General features: G+C 66.5%; 14 protein-coding genes. 6 read left to right on the top strand and 8 right to left on the bottom strand.

Annotated elements, in window-relative coordinates; translation table 11 throughout:
• Positions 1–2 precede the first annotated feature (2 nt).
• Genes ACFWF1_RS29345 through ACFWF1_RS29330 form a run of 4 tightly spaced genes read left to right on the top strand, consistent with a single transcriptional unit; the run spans position 3 to position 4,839 of the window.
• Positions 3–1,166 carry an acyl-CoA dehydrogenase family protein gene (locus ACFWF1_RS29345; protein WP_379288244.1) on the top strand — a complete coding sequence of 388 codons (1,164 nt, stop codon included), beginning with the start codon at positions 3–5 and terminating at the stop codon, positions 1,164–1,166.
• Between the two features lie 34 nt (positions 1,167–1,200).
• On the top strand, positions 1,201–2,838 hold the full coding sequence (locus tag ACFWF1_RS29340; protein ID WP_379288246.1) for an AMP-binding protein: 1,638 nt from the start codon (positions 1,201–1,203) through the stop codon (positions 2,836–2,838).
• Positions 2,835–3,257, top strand: coding sequence for a RidA family protein (locus ACFWF1_RS29335; protein WP_379288248.1), 423 nt, complete (start codon positions 2,835–2,837; stop codon positions 3,255–3,257). Before ACFWF1_RS29340 ends, ACFWF1_RS29335 begins: the two co-directional genes overlap by 4 nt.
• A gap of 4 nt (positions 3,258–3,261) precedes the next feature.
• Positions 3,262–4,839 (top strand): carboxylesterase/lipase family protein, encoded by a 1,578-nt coding sequence (locus ACFWF1_RS29330; RefSeq protein WP_379288249.1) that lies wholly within the window; start codon positions 3,262–3,264, stop codon positions 4,837–4,839.
• A 104-nt stretch (positions 4,840–4,943) separates the two neighbouring features.
• Here ACFWF1_RS29330 and ACFWF1_RS29325 read toward each other — a convergent pair whose 3' ends face one another.
• Both ACFWF1_RS29325 and ACFWF1_RS29320 read right to left on the bottom strand, forming a co-directional pair.
• Entirely contained in the window at positions 4,944–6,590 is a 1,647-nt protein-coding gene (locus tag ACFWF1_RS29325) for an alpha/beta fold hydrolase (RefSeq protein ID WP_379288251.1), read from the bottom strand.
• Positions 6,591–6,837: 247 nt separating this feature from the next.
• Positions 6,838–7,245: a MerR family transcriptional regulator gene (locus ACFWF1_RS29320; RefSeq protein ID WP_379288252.1), complete on the bottom strand. Its 408-nt coding sequence runs from the start codon at positions 7,243–7,245 to the stop codon at positions 6,838–6,840.
• 50 nt (positions 7,246–7,295) lie between these two features.
• Between ACFWF1_RS29320 and ACFWF1_RS29315 the strand changes: the two genes are divergently transcribed.
• Positions 7,296–8,168, top strand: a complete 873-nt coding sequence (locus ACFWF1_RS29315) for an NAD(P)-dependent oxidoreductase (protein ID WP_379288253.1) — start codon at positions 7,296–7,298, stop codon at positions 8,166–8,168.
• A gap of 91 nt (positions 8,169–8,259) precedes the next feature.
• On the opposite strand, the gene mdlC is transcribed toward ACFWF1_RS29315, so the two are convergent.
• Both mdlC and ACFWF1_RS29305 read right to left on the bottom strand, forming a co-directional pair.
• Positions 8,260–9,855: a benzoylformate decarboxylase gene (mdlC, locus tag ACFWF1_RS29310; protein WP_379288254.1), complete on the bottom strand. Its 1,596-nt coding sequence runs from the start codon at positions 9,853–9,855 to the stop codon at positions 8,260–8,262.
• Between the two features lie 26 nt (positions 9,856–9,881).
• Positions 9,882–10,868 carry an ABC transporter ATP-binding protein gene (locus ACFWF1_RS29305; RefSeq protein WP_379288256.1) on the bottom strand — a complete coding sequence of 329 codons (987 nt, stop codon included), beginning with the start codon at positions 10,866–10,868 and terminating at the stop codon, positions 9,882–9,884.
• A gap of 350 nt (positions 10,869–11,218) precedes the next feature.
• On the opposite strand from ACFWF1_RS29305, the gene ACFWF1_RS29300 reads away from it, so the two are divergent.
• Entirely contained in the window at positions 11,219–12,226 is a 1,008-nt protein-coding gene (locus ACFWF1_RS29300) for an alpha/beta hydrolase (protein WP_379288257.1), read from the top strand.
• Here ACFWF1_RS29300 and ACFWF1_RS29295 read toward each other — a convergent pair.
• The 4 genes from ACFWF1_RS29295 to ACFWF1_RS29280 all read right to left on the bottom strand — a co-directional run bounded on the left by ACFWF1_RS29295 (position 12,223) and on the right by ACFWF1_RS29280 (position 16,734).
• Positions 12,223–12,846 (bottom strand): DJ-1/PfpI family protein, encoded by a 624-nt coding sequence (locus ACFWF1_RS29295; RefSeq protein WP_379288259.1) that lies wholly within the window; start codon positions 12,844–12,846, stop codon positions 12,223–12,225. The two genes, ACFWF1_RS29300 and ACFWF1_RS29295, sit on opposite strands and share 4 nt — an antisense overlap.
• A gap of 87 nt (positions 12,847–12,933) precedes the next feature.
• Entirely contained in the window at positions 12,934–14,889 is a 1,956-nt protein-coding gene (locus ACFWF1_RS29290; protein ID WP_379288261.1) for a cutinase family protein, read from the bottom strand.
• Positions 14,890–15,111: 222 nt separating this feature from the next.
• A complete protein-coding gene (locus tag ACFWF1_RS29285; protein WP_379288262.1) occupies positions 15,112–15,765 on the bottom strand; it encodes a maleylpyruvate isomerase N-terminal domain-containing protein in 654 nt (217 codons plus the stop codon).
• Between the two features lie 87 nt (positions 15,766–15,852).
• On the bottom strand, positions 15,853–16,734 hold the full coding sequence (locus ACFWF1_RS29280; RefSeq protein ID WP_379288263.1) for an SDR family NAD(P)-dependent oxidoreductase: 882 nt from the start codon (positions 16,732–16,734) through the stop codon (positions 15,853–15,855).
• Between the last annotated feature and the right edge of the window lie 353 nt (positions 16,735–17,087).

Raw genomic sequence — 17,087 nt, 5'->3', positions numbered from 1 at the left:
TCATGTCCGAAGATCACTGGGACTGGCCCTTTTTCGAGGATGAACACCGGAAGCTGGCCGCCGCACTGCACGACTGGGCAGCCGATCACCTCAACCACGGCACCAGCACCGACGTCGACGCCCGATGTCGTCGGCTGGTCCGCGCGCTCGGCGACGCGGGCTGGCTGCGACACACCGTCGCCGGCACCGAGTTCGGCGGTAACCGCGACCAGATCGACACGCGCGCCCTCTGTCTCGCCCGCGAGATACTCGCCGAACGCAACGCACTCGCCGACTTCGCCTTCGCGATGCAAGGACTCGGCTCCGGCGCGATCAGCCTCGCGGGCTCCGACGAGCAGAAGCGGCACTATCTGCCCCGAGTGGCCGCCGGTACCGCGATCGCGGCGTTCGCGCTCTCGGAAACCGAGGCGGGCTCCGACGCCGCCGCGCTCTCGTGCACCGCACGCGCCGACGGCGACGAGTACGTCATCGACGGCGAGAAGACCTGGATCTCCAACGGCGGCATCGCGGACTTCTACGTGGTCTTCGCCCGCACCGGGGAAGCCGAAGGCGCGCGGGGCATCTCGGCGTTCATCGTCGACGCGGACACCCCCGGCCTGCACATCGCCGAACGCATCGACGTGATCGCCCCGCACCCGCTCGCCCGGCTGCGCTTCGACGGCTGCCGAGTGCCTGCGACACAACGCATCGGTGCGGCGGGCGCGGGCTTCTCGATCGCCATGCGCACCCTCGACATCTTCCGGACTTCGGTGGCGGCCGCCGCCCTGGGCTTCGCCCGCTCCGCCATGGCCGAGGCGATCGCCAGGGCGACCTCGCGGCGCATGTTCGGCGGCGTGCTGTCCGACTTCCAGCTGACCCGAGCCGAACTCGCGCAGATGGCGACCACGATCGACTCGACCGCACTGCTGACCTATCGCGCGGCCTGGCAGCGCGATCAAGGGCGGTCCGTCACCCGCGAGGCCGCCATGGCCAAGATGGCCGCGACCGAAGGCGCCCAACGGGTTATCGACGCCGCGGTGCAGATGTGGGGCGCGCTCGGCGTGGTCAGTGACCAGCCGGTCGAACGGCTCTACCGCGACATCCGGGCCCTGCGCATCTACGAGGGCGCCACCGAGGTGCAACAACTGATCATCGCCCGTGAAGTCCTCCGTGGCGCCACCTCCTGATCCACGATTCTCCTTCTCCCCCAAGGTTCGACCCATGACAAGCGCGCACCTCGACACCTTCGCCCGCGACAACCTGCCCCCGCTCGACCAATGGCCGGACCTCGTGTTCGACGCCCCTGAGTTGCAGTTCCCAGCCCAACTCAATTGCGCCGGTGAACTACTCGACCGCCAGCTGGCCATCGGCAACGGCGACCGCCTGTGCGTGCAGGCACCCGACGGAACGCGCTGGACCTATGCCGATCTACACGAGCAAGCCAATCGCATTGCCGCCGTGCTGGTACACGATATGGGGCTCGTGCCGGGCAATCGGGTGCTGCTGGACGCCCCGAACAACCCCATGCTCGCGGCGTGCTGGTTCGCGGTGCTGAAGGCGGGTGGCATCGCCGTGACGGCCATGCCACTGCTGCGGGTCAAGGAACTCACCCAGATCGTCGACAAAGCCCGAATCACGCACGCGCTCTGCGATTCCGCGCTGTCCGCTCGACTGGACGCGGTGGTGTCGGCCTGCCCCACGCTGAACCAGGTGCGCTACTTCCACAGCGCCGCCGACGACGGGCTCGAAGCGCTGATGGCGCGGCACAACGGCCGGTTCGACACGGTCGACACCGCCGCCGACGACGTCTGCCTCATCGCCTTCACCTCCGGTACCACCGGCGTGCCGAAGGCGACCGTGCACTTCCACCGCGATGTCATGGCGATCTGCCACTGCTTTCCGCAACACATCCTGCGGCCGGAGCCCGACGACGTGTTCATCGGCAGCCCGCCGCTGGCCTTCACCTTCGGTCTCGGTGGGCTGCTGCTGTTTCCGATGACGGTCGGCGCTTCCACCGTGCTGCTCGAGCAGGCCGGCCCGCCGCAGCTGCTCGACGCCATCGAGAAGTTCCGTGCGACGGTGCTTTTCACCGCACCCACCTCGTATCGCATTCTCGCCCGCCATGACCTGAGCGGCAGCTCGCTGCGCAAATGCGTCTCGGCGGGCGAATCGTTGCCGCCGAGCACCCGCGCCCGATGGCGCGAGGCCACCGGCATCGAGCTGATCGACGGCATCGGTGCCACCGAGATGCTGCACATCTTCATCTCCGCCGATGAGGCGCACGCCAGACCCGGCGCGACGGGCCTAGCGGTACCCGGATATGAGGCGCGCGTGGTGGACGCGGACGGAAACACGTTGGGCCCCGGCGAGATCGGGCTGCTCGCGGTGCGCGGCCCGACCGGCTGCCGCTACCTCGCCGACGACCGCCAGACCACCTACGTGCGCGACGGCTGGAACTACACCGGCGACGCCTACTCGATCGACGCCGACGGCTACTTCCACTATCAGGCCCGCTCCGACGACATGATCGTGTCGTCCGGCTACAACATCGCCGCACCCGAGGTCGAGGACGCGCTGGCCGGGCACTTCGCGGTCGCCGACTGCGCCGTGGTCGGCGTGCCCGACGAGGACCGCGGCCAGATCGTCAAGGCGTATGTAGTGCTGCGCGCGGAGATCGAGACCCGCGAGGGGATGGTCAAGGAATTGCAGGATTTCGTGAAACAGACAGTGGCACCGTACAAGTACCCGAGGGCGATCACCTTCGTCGACGCGCTGCCGCGCACGCCGACCGGCAAGCTGCAACGCTTCCGGTTGCGCGACGTCGATGCGGTGCACGGAGATTCGGCGGCGACGGCATGAGGGTGCTGCAGCCGCCGGGGTGGCCACGGCCGCGCGGATACGCCAACGGCATTGCCGCGCGCGGGGAAATGGTGTTCGTGGCGGGCATGATCGGCTGGGACACCGAGGGCGTGATCCGCTCGCCCGACCTCGCCGACCAGGTGCGTCAGACGTTGCGCAACATCGTGGCGGTGCTCGCCGAGGCGGGTGCGGAGCCGGCCCACATCGTCCGAATGACCTGGTACATCACCGATGTCGACGCGTACGTGCGCGCGTATCGGGAGATCGGGGTGGCCTTCCGCGAGATTATCGGCGACTTCCGCGCGGCGATGACCGCCGTCGAGGTGAGCCGCTTGGTCGAGCCGGACGCCAAGGTCGAGATCGAAGTCACCGCCGTGATCCCCGACCCGCCACAGGTTGGGGCAGCAGAGCAGGAGTGAACTCATGGGAGTTGTCGTCACGACCACGGCGGGTGCCGTCGAAGGTCGCAGGGACGGTGCCCTTTTCGTCTTCAAGGGCATCCCGTACGCCGCCGCACCGTCCGGGGCGCTCCGCATGCAGGCGCCTGTCCCGGTGGCCGGCTGGGACGGCATTCGCCCGGCCCTCGAATACGGTGCCGCGCCACCGCAATTGCCGTTGACCGCCGGAACTCCACCGTTGTGGCGGCCTGCCGACGGCCTCGACTGCCTGAGCGTGAACGTCTGGACACCGGGCGGCACCGGCGACCGGTTGCCCGTGATGGTGTGGATCCACGGTGGTGGCTGGAAAGCGGGCTCGTCCAGCGATCCGGCGCACGACGGTGCGATTCTCGCTCGCGGCGGGGTCGTCCTCGTGACGTTCAACTATCGAGTCGGCTTCGAGGGCTTCGGATTTGTCCCCGGCGCGCCCGCCAATCGCGGCTTCCTCGACCAGACCGCGGCGCTGCGCTGGGTGCACGACAATATCGCGGCGTTCGGTGGCGATCCGGACAACGTCACCCTCTTCGGCGAATCCGGCGGCGGGCTCTCCATCGCCGCTCTGCTCACCGCGCCCGGCGCCCGCGGATTGTTCCGGCGCGCCATCGTACAGAGCCCCGCCGCGCGCTTGCTCCCCGAGGAAGAGGCCAGGCGGATCGCCGAAATCATCGCCGCCGCACTAGGTGTCGAGCTCAACCAGCTCGCCACACAAACACCCCTCGCATTGCTGTCGGTGCAGGATGAACCGCTCGCCGCGATGGAGGCCGACCCCGGCGCCTGGACAACACCCGAGGCGATCACCGCCTTCACCCCTGTCATCGACAGCGTCACCGTCGTCGACAAGCCTTGGCTCGCACTGGGTTCGGGCGTCGCCCGCGATATCGACCTGATCTCAGGCTCGACCCATGACGAGTTCACCCTGTTCGCGTTGAGCCGCGGTCTGATTCAACCCAGCGCGTCGGCGATGATCAAAGGTCTGCCGGCCTTCGCGCGTATGACCGCCCGCGGTCTACGCCGCCACGGCCTGCCGCCGACCCCACGCCGGAGTCGCCTGCGCACGGTCGATTTAGCCAGCACCGCAGCCCATCTCGGCCTGCCACCCTCGGCACTCGCCGCCTATCGCGCGGCCTATCCGACGTCCACCGACGCCCAGCTCTACACCGTCATGTATTCCGACGCGATGTTCCGCATGCCCGCCATCTGGCTCGCCGAGGCGCACACCGCCGCGGGCGGCCGCAGCCACGTCTACGACTTCACCTGGGCCAGCCCAGCTCTCGGCGGCATCCTCGGCGCCTGCCACGTCGCCGACATTCCGGCCACCCTCGGCAACACCGACAGCCCCCTGGCCTCCTTCGTCCTCGGCGGCCCCCGTCCCCCGGAAAGCCTGCTCCGACTCTCCGAACAACTCCGCGCCTCCTGGATCTCCTTCGCCACCACCGGCGACCCCGGCTGGCCCGCATTCACCCCCGCCCAATCCCTCACCCGAATCTGGAACACCGAACCCACCGTCGCCGCAGACCCGCTCGCCGCCTCCCGCCAGATCTGGCAGCAGAATTCCGGCCGCTGATCAGCCGAAAACGCCGCCGAGCTACTGCCCGAATACGACTGATACCGGCCGAAACTACTGGACCCGAACGACATTCGAACGGCTCCGCACCGCTGTCGGTGGGATCAGGGCCCCGCTTCGACCTCCGTCTTTACCTGGTCGGCGGACTCGCCGAGCAGCGGTATGGTCGCTTCGGGGTCGGGGTTTTCCGGATTGGGTTGGGCGGGAACTGGCATCGGCGGGTCGGCGGTGGCGCATTCGACTGTGCCTGCCGGGAGTTTCGCGTCGAGGAGGTAGGCGTTGACGGCGTCGTTGACGCAGGCGTTCGCGGGGGTGGTGGCGTATAGGCCGTGTGCGCCTTCGTTGTGCACCACGATCAGGACGCTGTCCAGGGTTTTGGCCATGGCCTGGCCGTCGACGAGGGAGGTTTGGGTGTCGCCGTCGGACTGAACCACCAGTCCCCGTGGGTATTTCGGGGTGCCGATCTTGACCAGCGGTTCGGCTTTGTCGGTGTGGAAGGAGCAGGCGTTCGGGCTGAGCTGGCCGACGGTGTTGCCGTACGGGAAGGTGTCGCGGGCCGAGCGCATGTCGCGGAAGTAGACCTCCATGTCGGTCGGCCAGTCCCAATCACACAGCACGGCAGCGTTTACCGCGCCCGACATGTCGTTGTCGTCGTCGCGTTCGGTGACCGCCTCGTCGTCGAGGGCATCGGCCGTTTGCGCGGCGTGCTGGTTGCTGCGGTCCACGTCGGGTCGCGGTGGTGCGCCGTGGATCTCGTCGAGCACGTAATGCATGCTCTTGGCGAAGGGCGCCCAGGACTTGCGGTAGCGGGTGAATTCGCCTACGGCTCCGTCGAAGTCGTCTCGGTTGTCGAATCCGCCGACGGGCTGCTTGATGATCGCTTCGGCGATGGTGTCGATGGACGCGCGCACGGCTTCCGGTTTGGCGCCGAGATGGAATACCGCGTCGCGCTCGGCCGTCCAGGCGGCCCAGTTCTCGAAGTTCTTCTTGATTGCCGCTGCATTGTTCACATCACCGTCGCGCCAGCTGACTCGCGGATCCAGCGACGAGTCGAGCACATTGCGGTTCAGGTGCTCGGGAAACATCTCTCCATAAACCGAGCCCAGCCAGGTGCCGTAGGAGACGCCGAGATAGTTGATGAAGGATTCGCCGAGTTGGGCGCGAATGTTGTCCATATCGCGGGCGGTATTCATCGTTGTCACGTAACGACGGAACTCGCCGCCGGTTTGCGCGCACGCCGCTTCTTTGGCTTTCGCCTGCTCGACCAGTTGGATGAGGTCGTTGTCGGTGGGGCGAGACTGCGAGGAAATCGGAAACCGGGTTTCGTCGACGGGTGCGCACGCAGCCAGGTTCGTCGACTTCCCCACGCCGCGCACATCGATGCCGATGATGTCGTAGACCTGCCCGATCGGCTGTTCGGCGTACTGGGTAGGCATCGACAGACCCGCGCCGCCGGGGCCGCCGGGATTGGTGAAGAGCACGCCCAGACGTCGTTCCGGAGCTTTGGCGGCGGCCCGGCTGATCGCGATATCGATCTGTCCGCGACCCGCATCGCGGTAATCCATCGGAACCTGCACCGTCGCACACTCCAGGCCCGCGAGTTCCGCACCATCACAGGCCGCCCACTGCACATTCGACGCCGGACGCTCCTGCACGGTCGCTCTGTCACCCGGCCGAGTTTGCGGCTCCGACTTGCTACAGGCGGGCGCGAAGATCGCGACCGTGGTGAGCGCCGCGACCAATACCGCCAATGGCCAGGAATCAGCCGGCTGCGGACAATCCGCCGGTTGTCGCACAACCGGTTTGGTGCGTGCGATCGCACGTCGAGTGATAGCAGCGAAGTTCCTGATTGCCATGATCGACTCTCCTGGTCTCAATGAATTAAGGCCACCCGAGCTATCAATTAGCAAACTACACAGGATTGCCGCATTTCCATTGACGAACACGAGAAACAAGCCGCAGACATTTGTGCACTCTGTCAGCCAGCGCGCCGACTACTCAGGCAGAGACGGGCAACGCGTCGGCATCATGCAGCGGCGGATAGCTCTCGCCGCCCATTCGCTCGGCCGCATCGATGTATTCGGCGAGCACGTCGCGCGACTGCGTGAGCTTGTCGAGCTGGTCGTCCAGTCGCCGCAGCCGGGTCCGCAACGCGGCCACCAACTCCGGGCACCCGGGCAACTCCGGCGCCTCGCCGACGGCGCACGGCAACAAGTACCCGATGTCCTCGGACGACAGACCAGCAGCGAGCAGGTGCCGGATCTGCTTCACCCGCAGCACGGCCGTCTCGTCGTACTCGCGATAACCGTTCGCGCCGCGGTCCGCTGCCAGCAGGCCTTGGGCCTCGTAGTAGCGCAACTGATGGGCGTTGACGCCCGTCCTCGTGCCCAGTTCTCCGATCAACATCGCAAACCTCACTTGACCTTCACACCGATATCAACGTTGACGATGCTCTCATGACCAACGAAACCGAAACATCCGTGACCGTCCTCGGACTCGGGCTGATGGGCCAGGCGCTCGCCGGCGCGTTCGTGAAAGCCGGGCATCGCACCACCGTGTGGAACCGCACGTCCGCCAAGGCCGATCAGCTGGTGGCCGACGGCGCCCGACTCGCGCCGACGGTCGGCGACGCGCTCGCGGCGAGCGCGCTGACGATCGTCTGCCTCACCGACTACTCGGCCATGTATGAACTGCTCGACGCGAGCGAGCTTGACAGCACGACCTTGCTCAATCTCACCTCGGGCGACTCGGCTCAGGCCAGGGCAGCCGCGCGTTGGGCCGAGCAGCGCGGCGCTCGTTACCTGGATGGGGCGATCATGGCCATCCCACCGGCGATCGGCACCGACGAGGCGATAGTTCTGCACAGTGGGCCGCAGTCGGTCTTCGCGGCGCACGAATCGACGCTCAGCGCGCTCGGCACCGTCACCTATCTCGGCGCGGATCATGGGCTGGCGTCCCTGTACGACGTGGCCGGCCTGGCCATGATGTGGAGCGTGCTGAACGCCTGGCTCCAGGGCACCGCCATCCTCAGGACTGCCGGGGTCGACGCCGCCACGTACGCGCCGTTCGCCAGGCAGATGGCGGCCGGGGTGGCCGAATGGCTGCCCGGACATGCCGAGCGGATCGACAACGGCTCCTTTCCCGCCGAGGTGGCGAGCCTGGAGACGCACGCGCGGTCGATGGTGCATCTGATCGAAGAGAGCGAGCGACTGGGCGTCAACGCCGAACTGCCGAAGCTGTTCAAGGCGATGGCCGACCGCTCGATCGCGGCCGGCCACGGCGGCGAGCAGTATCCCGTACTGATCGAAGAGTTCAGCAAGCCCGCTTAGTTACGTTGGACGGCAAGGTGATTAGCAGCCGACGAGGTGGTGTCGCCCGCTCGCCACGCTCGCGGCGCCTTGCCGTCCACCAGTCGCCGGATCAGGCGAAGATGTCGCTCGGTTCGGGCACGACGTCGACTTGGATCAGCGAAGGGCCCGGAGTGGTGAGCGAGTGCTTCAGTGCGGTGCTCAGCGCGTCGGGGTCCGCTACGGCGACCGCGGGGACGCCGTATCCCTGTGCCAGGGAGACGAAGTCGATTCCGGGCAGCGTCAGGCCGGGCAGTTCGGGGGCACGCAGCCACGAGCCGAAATCGGCGAGGACCTGGTAGATGCCGTTGCGGACAATGACATAGGTGATGTCGAGGTGCTGTTGGGCGGCCGACCATAGGCCGGTGATGCTGTAGTTCGCCGATCCGTCACCGATGAGCGCGACCACCCGTCTGCCGGGCTGCGCGAGTGCGACGCCGACCGCGGCAGGTAGTCCGTAACCCAATCCGCTTGCCGCGGCGTAGAAGTAGCTGTTGGGCTGGTTGATCGGCACGATGTCCCACCAGCAGCCCAGGGACGGCGCCTCGTATATCCAGGCCGCGTCGTCGGGTCGTAGCTGGGCGAGGACCTGCTTGAGTCGCGTATTGGTGACAGCACTGCCGGGCTGCCCGATAGACGACGAAAGCGGTTGTGGCATAGGGCGTTTACCAGAATCAACGAGCGTGACCAACCGAGCCAGCGCGTCGGCTGGGTCACCGACGATCGCATCGCCGACCGGACTACGTGCCGCTTGATCCGGATCGGCTGTCACGGATACCAATTCGGTGCCTGGCCGCAAATAGGGTCCCGGTGTCCAAGCGTGATATGGTAGCACCGCTCCACCGATCCAGGCGATGAAATCGTAGGGGGCGAGTTGATCGTGAATCTGTTCGACGGAAAGGCCCAAAGTGCCTTGGTAGCAACGATGATCGGTCGGGAAACCGATCCGGGCGTATTCGAAACTGCCCAGCAGCACCGGTAGCGCGGCCTGTTCGGCCAGCGCCACTGCGGCATCCCACCCGCCGTACCCGTCGACGTCAGGGCCGAGGACCAGCACTGGATTTCGAGCGGCGTTCAACCGGTCAGCAAGCCGTTCGAGCGCGGCGGCGGAGGCGACCGGCCGCCCTTCGACCTTATGGGCGACAAGATACTGCTGGTTGTCCGAGTCCGCGGTTTCGTTCCAATCCGACAGTGGCACAGACACGTAGACCGGTCCGGTCGGCGCGGTAGTGGCGCACGCGATGGCGCGGGCAAGCACCGCGGGCACCGACTGCGGCGACGGCGCCTCGAAACTCCATTTGACGTGCGGCTTGGGCAATGTCGTCGGATCGGGGTTGGCGAGCATGCCTTGCGAGGTGAGCAGCTCGCGGGACTGCTGGCCGCTCATGAGGACCAAGGGCGTGCCCGCCATATAGGAGTTGACCAGGTTGCCCATCGCCTGCCCGACGCCGGCCGCCGAGTGCAGACTCACCAGCACGGGGCCGCCGGTGGCCTGCGCGTATCCGTCGGCCATGGCCAGTCCGGCACCCTCGTGCAGCGCGAGAATGTAGCGGAAGTCCGCCGGGAAATCCTGCAGGAAGGGCAATTCGTTGGAGCCTGGATTGCCGAAGAATGTGGTCATGCCGCGGGCACGCAATATCTCGTAAGACGCCTCCCGCACTGTCGGCACGGCAGCTCCTTCGCGATAGTCCCTGGTCAATTGTCGTTTCGGTCGAGTGATTCGCGAATTGCCACCTGGGCCGGGTGCGGCAGTGTGTGCATGATCTCGCGGACCCGGTCCTTGCGGCGCAGCACGGCCTGACGCACCGGCATGCCCGGCGTGGCCTGCATCTGCGGCGCGATGCCTTCGATCTCTTCGGCACCGCCGTGGTGGTGGCCTGCGTCGAACATTGCCTGCTCGCGGGCCATTTGGGCTTCGTCCTTCTCCTCGGACATGCCGATCGGACCCTGCATGCGGCCGTTGAGGAACTGCTTGACCACCGGCTCGTCGGAGGTGAGCAGGACTTCGCGCGGGCCGAACATCACCAGCTGACGGCGGAACAGCATGCCGATATTGTCCGGAACTGTGCGCGCGAGGTTGATGTTGTGCGTGACGATCAGGATGGTGGCGTCGATCTGTGCGTTGATGTCGATCAGCAGTTGGCTCAGGTAGGAGGTGCGCACCGGGTCCAAACCGGAGTCCGGCTCGTCGACGAGAATGATCTCCGGGTCGAGTACCAGTGCGCGCGCCAGGCCCGCCCGCTTGCGCATACCGCCGGATATCTCACCGGGGAGCTTGCCCTCGTCGCCGAGCAGACCGGTCAGCTCCAGCTTTTCCATGACGATTTGCTTGATCTGCGACTCCGACTTCTTCGTGTGCTCACGAAGCGGGAAGGCGACGTTGTCGTAGAGGGTCATGGAGCCGAACAGCGCGCCGTCCTGGAACAGCACGCCGAAGAGTTTGCGGATCTCGTAGAGCTGCTTGTTGGAGCAGGTGGTGATATCGGTGTCGCCGACAAAGATCGAGCCGCGCTCCGGCCGCAGCAGCCCGATCAGCGACTTCAGGAAAACCGACTTACCGGTGCCCGACGGGCCCAGCAGCGCGCTCACCTCACCGTACGGCAGCGAAAGCGAGACATCCTGCCAAATCCGCTGCGAGCCAAATGATTTGGTGCATCCTTCGGCCCTGACCGCGACACCCATGATCGACCTCCATAGATTCCCGACGAGAACCCACCGACGAGGCCTGACCGCCTCCGCCATCTCGCGCTGGACCGTCGGTCAACTGTAAACCGCGACGTACCGCGAGGGTCTCGATTCCGTGGACCGAGCCAAAGTTGGGATCCAGCACAATCGGAGTGTCCGCCCGGTCGCGATGCCCGATTGGTCACCTATAGCGGTCGAGTTCTCGTCCCATTTACTGACTCGACGCATCAACGAAACTGGACGGTCGACCTAATTTCGTTCACTGCGTGCTGATCGATCGTCGATCACCTACGGCTGGGCCGACGGATCGGCGCGGCCTGCGGCTCGTGGGTTACGGAGGAGGGCGTATGTCCTGGTTCGGATTTCGGCGTGGTGCCGCGGCTGTGCTCGCCGCCGGGTCGCTGCTGGCCGGTATGTCGTTCGCCGCGCCCGCCTCGGCCGATTCCTACGACCCCGGCCCCGTTCCGCTGAGCCGATACGCGCCCGCCGGCGAGCATGAGGCGGTGAGCACGGCGGCGGTCTACCCATGCCAGGCGCTCTACGCCGTGTACGACGCCGTCGGCCACGTACTCGGCAACCACTCGGCCATGACCTGCACGCGCGAATTCCCCGGCGGCCTGGACTCGCCCGTCGGCGTGGACTTCTACTACCCGAAGGACATCGCCACGATGACCCGGGTGCCGACGGTCGTCTGGATTCCCGGATTCACCTCCGAGCCAGGCAATTACGACGCCAGCGCGCGGCTGTGGGCCAGCAACGGTTTCGTCGTCGCGATGCCGCACGACCTGATCAACTCACTGGACGAACTGCCCCTCGCCGCCGCGGCCGCCCTGTCCGCGGCCAACCGCGATCCGCGAAATGTGTTGCACGGCAAGCTCGATCTGAGCCGTACCGTGATCGGTGGGCACTCCGGCGGTGGCGGTGCCGCCATCAACGGCGCTGGCATCCCGCCGAACATCTACCAGCTGATCGATCCGGACTTCCGCATCATCGGCGCCGTCCCCACTCAACCGGGACCGGTCGCCGCCGCCTTCCTCGTCAACGTGCCCACCCTCTATCTCACCGGCTCCGCCGATTTCATCGTCCCGCACTTCCTACCGAGACTCGTCGAATACGAACTCGCCTTCAACGCCCCCGCAATCCTGGTGTGCCTCAAAGGCGTAACCCACTGGACCCCCTTCGACGACGCCACCCACAACCCGACGGCGACCATCACCCTCGCCTGGCTCCGCTACCTCGTAGACGGCGACAAAACCGCCGCAAGCTACTTCACCGGCCCCGACTGGAAACTCCGCACCGACCCCGCGGTCGACTACGCGCTGCGCAACGTCCGCGCCGACAATCTCCCCGCTTAACGGCTAGCGGACACGGTGGCCGCGTGCAGGTACGGCGTGATGTTTCCCATCGCGCGGGCCACGTAATCTTCCTTCTCCCCCACCGGCGCAACGTAATACAGTGCTTCTTCGGCCGCTTCGACACTCTCCAGATGGGCGATCATCCAGGCGGCGAGATAAGGAGAAGCGAGGCAGCCGCCCGCGGTGGCGATGTTGCCTTTGGCGAAGAGGGGTTGGTTGAGGACATCGACGCCTGCGGCTTGAACCCACGGCTTGGTGGTGAGATCGGTGCACGCGGGGACGCCCTCGAGCAGTCCGAGTTTGGCCAAAACCAAAGTGCCGGAACATTGTCCGGCGAGCAGCTGGCGGGACGGATCGAGTTGCAGCTGTGCCATGAGCGCTTGGTCGGCGACGACTTCCCGGGTCTGACTGCCGCTGCCGACGAGCACCGCGTCGGCGGCGCTGGCTTCCTCGAGGGTGGCCATCGACTCGATGACGACCCCGTTCATCGAACGGACGCGCTGGGTCGGGCTGGCGATCGAGACCCGCCAATCCGGCTTCTTGATCCGGTTGAGGACGCCGAGGGCGATGAGGGAGTCGAGTTCGTTGTAGCCCTCGAAGGTAAGGATGGCGATGTGCATGGCGATTGCCTTTCCAGGTTGCTACCAGGCACTGTATTGACCCCCGTCCGACACGATCAACAGAATTTCATGCCCGAGACGCGCGGGTTATTTGACGTATCCGATGCGCTGGTTCATCCAGTCGCCGAGCCACTGGACGGCGTTGCGGCCGGAGCCGTCGACGATCAGCGCACCGTAGTTCATGTGCACGCCGGACGCGACAAAGTTTGCGGCGCTGAGGCCGTCGACGACGAGGTTGACCAGGTTGATGTCGTGGAACGGTGCCATTCGGCCGAGCGGGGCGGTCAGCTCGCCGAGGTCGAGGTCCTGCTGGGCGATGGCGCGCGCCGGGGCCCGCTTGCCGAGGACCTGCGGCGGGGACTGTTGCGGCTTGCCTGCGAACATGTCGGCCGCCGCCGCGGCCAGGTCGGCGCCGATCGGCAGCAGGCCGGACAGCGCGACGCCCGCGCCGATCAGGTCGGGTGCCTGCCCGGCCGGCGGGACCACCTTCTGCAGCACCGACCAGGCGACGTCTTGGATCCGGCTGACGATGTTGACCAGGCGGGGGATGTCGACGTTGGACAGGATCGAGGTCACCCTGGCCGCGACCTCGGTGTAGCCCTGCGAGTCCGGGATGATCGACAGGACCTGCGAGATCCATTTCAGATCGACGCTGCCGCTGAGGTCGGCCAGTGGTTGCAGCTGGTTGTTGAGTTCACCGGCGATCTCATTGGCGCCCCCGGCGTCCATCGCGACGACCTTCTGCGGCAGCAGCGTGAGGTTGTCGAGGATGCCTTGGAAGTCGAAGGTGGTGACGTCGGCGGCGACGTCGAGTGCCTGGTCGACCAGCACACTCGGCTTGAGCAGCGACAGGATTCTCGTTGCCGAGCCAAGGGTTTCGGCCGGTGTGGCGGCCAGCGGTGCGACCTGGTTGCGGACGGCGTGGGCTTCGGCGCGCAGCGACCGCGCTTTCGGCGAGCCCGCCGCCAGCGTGCCGACGCCTCGGTTCAGCAGTTTGGTCGAGGTGTCGGCGATCGTGCGCACCGCCGATACCGCACCCGAAAGGTCCGAGTCCCCTGCCGCGGTGAGTACCTCGCCCGCGTTGTGCTCCGCAGTGCCGCCGGGGGCAGCGATCAGCCGGGCCGTGGCAGCCGGGTTGGCCGCGCCGGAGTCGACCAGGTCGACCAGTGGGTTGAAGGTGTCGAGCAGCTTGTTCGCGCTGTTGCGGACCCGCGCCAGGTCGATGCCTGCGGGAGCGGCGAGGCCGGCGGTCAGCCCGGCAACGTCGGTGGCCACACCTGAGAGATCGGTCTTCGAGAAATCCGAGGTCAGGGCTGCCGCCACCGGAAGGTTCGGGTCGGCCGGCGGCGCGCCGATGCTCAGCGTCTTGCTCAGGATCGAACCCAACGCCCCGAGCAATGGGTTGACGCCCTTCTGAATCGAGCAGTACAGGTCCTTCGGGTCGCAGATCGAGGTGACCCGGCCCGAAAGCTTGCCCATGCCCTGCGGTCGCGGATCGGCGATCCCGGTGCCCCTGGTACCCGGACCGACGACGACCTCACCCTTGGTGCCCGCGCCCGGATCGGAGAGCAGGCCGACGGCAAGGACCCGGTCGGCGGGGACGGGGCCGCGGTCGTTGCCGATGTCGGCAGCGAGATCACCGGCGGCGTCGGCCCCCTGGCTGTAGCCGTTGATCGTGAATCTGGCAGTGGGGCAGCGTGTTCCGTAATCACGCAGCGCGGCGGTCGCGTTGGCCAGCGCGGTGTTCTTGCTGTCGGCATAGGTGTAGCCGTTGTCGAACGCGCGGGCCATATAGGGCGTGAAATAGATTTCCGAGCGTGGCCCCTGCTGGCGTGCGATGGCGTCCGCGATCGGCGCGAGCATGCCGACGGGTCGCGCCGGGTCGGCATCCTCGTCGGTCTCCCAGGTGCCGGGAATGAATAGATTGAAGGTCGCCGCGCAACCGTTCGGCCCCGCCTGTGCGATGGCGGGGACGGTGACAACAGACGAACCGACGGCAACGGTCACCAGGGTGGCGACTACATACCGCTTGGACGAACGCATGACTGACACCTGCACCCTCACTGCTGAACTCGGTTGCCCCGATCGCCGCGCGGACCCGCACATCATCGAGCCGTCCGCCGCCTCGAGGCGATGAACTGCGCTCGCTTCGATTGGTCGATCCGGCACTACGGTAAATCAAATTCCCGAATCATGAACTGTCAGCAGTGCCGTACTTACATTCGTTAAGAAGCACTTTCAAATCGAATGCAATGGGAACCGGAGTTATCCGAGGACGAGGGGGAGTTTCGTTGCCAGCTCGCCTAATTCGGACTGCTCCGCGGCTGCCGGGCTCCGGCGTCCGGTGCCGATCAGCAGCGCGTCCTTATCGGACCATGAGGCCGGGAATGGGGACCCGGCGATCTTTTCGAGCATCGCGCGGGCACGCGACAGGGATTCGGCGGGCGGTTCGGGGGCGTCGGGGAGGTAGGCGATCAGGTCGAGGTGGTGCAGGGTCCATTCCATGACATAGGCGCCGAGGTAGTCGGCCACGGTCAGTACATAGTCCTGGGTGCTGACGCGGAGGTCGGGGTTCGCGAGTTCGGCGGCGCGACCTGCGGCGGAGCCGACGTCGTCGAGGTGGAACTTCAGCAACTCCGGCTGCTCGTAGGCGGCGGCCAGCCGGACGATGAGCGCGTCGAGCGGGTCGTCGCCGGTGGGCGTTTCGACGATTTTCCAGTAGGTCACCGCGTCGCGGTTCGGTTCCTTGCCGGAGGGTGTCACCAGCGTGATCAGGACGTCCTGCGCGTCGATGATCAAGTGGCACACCAGATCCCGGACCAGCCAGCCGGTGCAGCCGGACGGCTGCGCGAAGTCCCGGTCCGGAAGTTCGTCGACGGCCGCGCGCAACGCGGTCCACGAGCGTGCGAAGAGTTCCACGGCAGCAAGCTAGCAGCGACCGGCCGCTCAGGCGACCGGATTCGCCGGCCCCGCAGTTGGGGTGAAACACGACCGGCCGCAACCACTTCAGCGAGAGTGCTGGACGCGGGCGATGGTCCGGTCCATGATCCACGCCATCAACCCGGGTGCGACGGCCGCGAGCCATTGCATCAGGCGACCGGACAGCGTCGGTACGACCGAGGCCTTGCCGCGAGCCGCACCGACCAGCAAGGCGTGCGCGACAGCGGCCGCGGTGATCGGCGCCGAGGAGCTCAATGCTCGCAGCTCCGGCGGTTTGGTCGCGGACTCGGCGGCTAATTGCGGGGTGTCGACATCGGGCGGCATGACCACGGTGACCGTCACGCCATGGGGTTTGAGCTCTTGGCGCAGCACCTCGCACAGCGTCCGTACGGCGGACTTGCTGGGACTGTATGCGCTGTAGCCGAAGCAGGGCAGCACCGCGGCCAGGGACGAGATGACCGTGACGCTACCGCGCTCACCGGCGCACAGATCCCGTACCGCCGACTGGATAACGTGCAGCGCCCCAAAGTAATTCACCGACATGTGGCGGACGAAGTCGGTGTCGTTCAGCTGCGCGAAGTAGCCGGGCCTGGCGATACCGGCGCAGGCGATCACCGCGCCGATCTCGCCGTGACGGGCACGGGCTTCCGCGACGGCCGCGTCGACCTGAGCCTTGTCCGTCACGTCGACGGCGAACACCGCCAGCCCGGACACGGACTCGGCGAAGTTCGAAAGGCGTTCCAGTGCAGCATCTTCGAGCACTAGAACGCTGACCCGCGCACCCACCGACAATGCCGACTCGGCCACCGCGAGCCCGATACCGCTGCTCCCGCCGGTGATCACGACATGGCGACCGCTCCAGTAACGCGACACGTCGGCGGGCAGCGAGATCCGGGCGGCCGGAGCCGAAACACGCTCGCGGCCGGTCAAGTAGAGGTTCTGGGACATGGCGGGCACTTCCTTCCGTCACGATCGCCCGGCAACCACCGGGTGTCTCATTCAGGTTGGGCGGCCCCCGTCAGAGCAATGCCAAGCCCACCGCAAAACCGCGTAAGAATTCGCGCCGGCGTACTCATCGCAGATTCTTACGTCCCTTTGCCGCAACCCCACCACCTCTTTTACCTCGCGCGCGAACGATATCGACTACCAACACTCCGAAACCCATTGGGAGAACCGACATGCCCCCCTTTCTGCAATTCATCCTGCTGCTCAACCTGCTGACAAACGGCTTCATCAGCGGCGCACCGGTACCGGGCGGCCAAGCCATCTGACGCCTCACCCCAAAGTGGACATCGCCCAAG

The sequence above is a fragment of the Nocardia sp. NPDC060255 genome, assembly GCF_042727395.1.
In the GTDB taxonomy this organism is placed as follows: domain Bacteria; phylum Actinomycetota; class Actinomycetes; order Mycobacteriales; family Mycobacteriaceae; genus Nocardia.
Note: the sequence above shows the minus strand (reverse complement) of the source record. Positions and strands in the feature narration are given on the sequence as shown.

Bases quoted from the DNA above. Each gene is read 5' to 3' on its own strand.
- ACFWF1_RS29280 (WP_379288263.1), bottom strand. From the start codon at position 16,734: ATGTCCCAGAACCTCTACTTGACCGGCCGCGAGCGTGTTTCGGCTCCG.
- ACFWF1_RS29340 (WP_379288246.1), top strand. From the start codon at position 1,201: ATGACAAGCGCGCACCTCGACACCTTCGCCCGCGACAACCTGCCCCCG.
- ACFWF1_RS29345 (WP_379288244.1), top strand. From the start codon at position 3: ATGTCCGAAGATCACTGGGACTGGCCCTTTTTCGAGGATGAACACCGG.
- ACFWF1_RS29320 (WP_379288252.1), bottom strand. From the start codon at position 7,245: ATGTTGATCGGAGAACTGGGCACGAGGACGGGCGTCAACGCCCATCAG.
- ACFWF1_RS29300 (WP_379288257.1), top strand. From the start codon at position 11,219: ATGTCCTGGTTCGGATTTCGGCGTGGTGCCGCGGCTGTGCTCGCCGCC.
- ACFWF1_RS29305 (WP_379288256.1), bottom strand. From the start codon at position 10,868: ATGGGTGTCGCGGTCAGGGCCGAAGGATGCACCAAATCATTTGGCTCG.
- ACFWF1_RS29330 (WP_379288249.1), top strand. From the start codon at position 3,262: ATGGGAGTTGTCGTCACGACCACGGCGGGTGCCGTCGAAGGTCGCAGG.
- ACFWF1_RS29315 (WP_379288253.1), top strand. From the start codon at position 7,296: ATGACCAACGAAACCGAAACATCCGTGACCGTCCTCGGACTCGGGCTG.
- ACFWF1_RS29335 (WP_379288248.1), top strand. From the start codon at position 2,835: ATGAGGGTGCTGCAGCCGCCGGGGTGGCCACGGCCGCGCGGATACGCC.
- ACFWF1_RS29290 (WP_379288261.1), bottom strand. From the start codon at position 14,889: ATGCGTTCGTCCAAGCGGTATGTAGTCGCCACCCTGGTGACCGTTGCC.
- ACFWF1_RS29295 (WP_379288259.1), bottom strand. From the start codon at position 12,846: ATGCACATCGCCATCCTTACCTTCGAGGGCTACAACGAACTCGACTCC.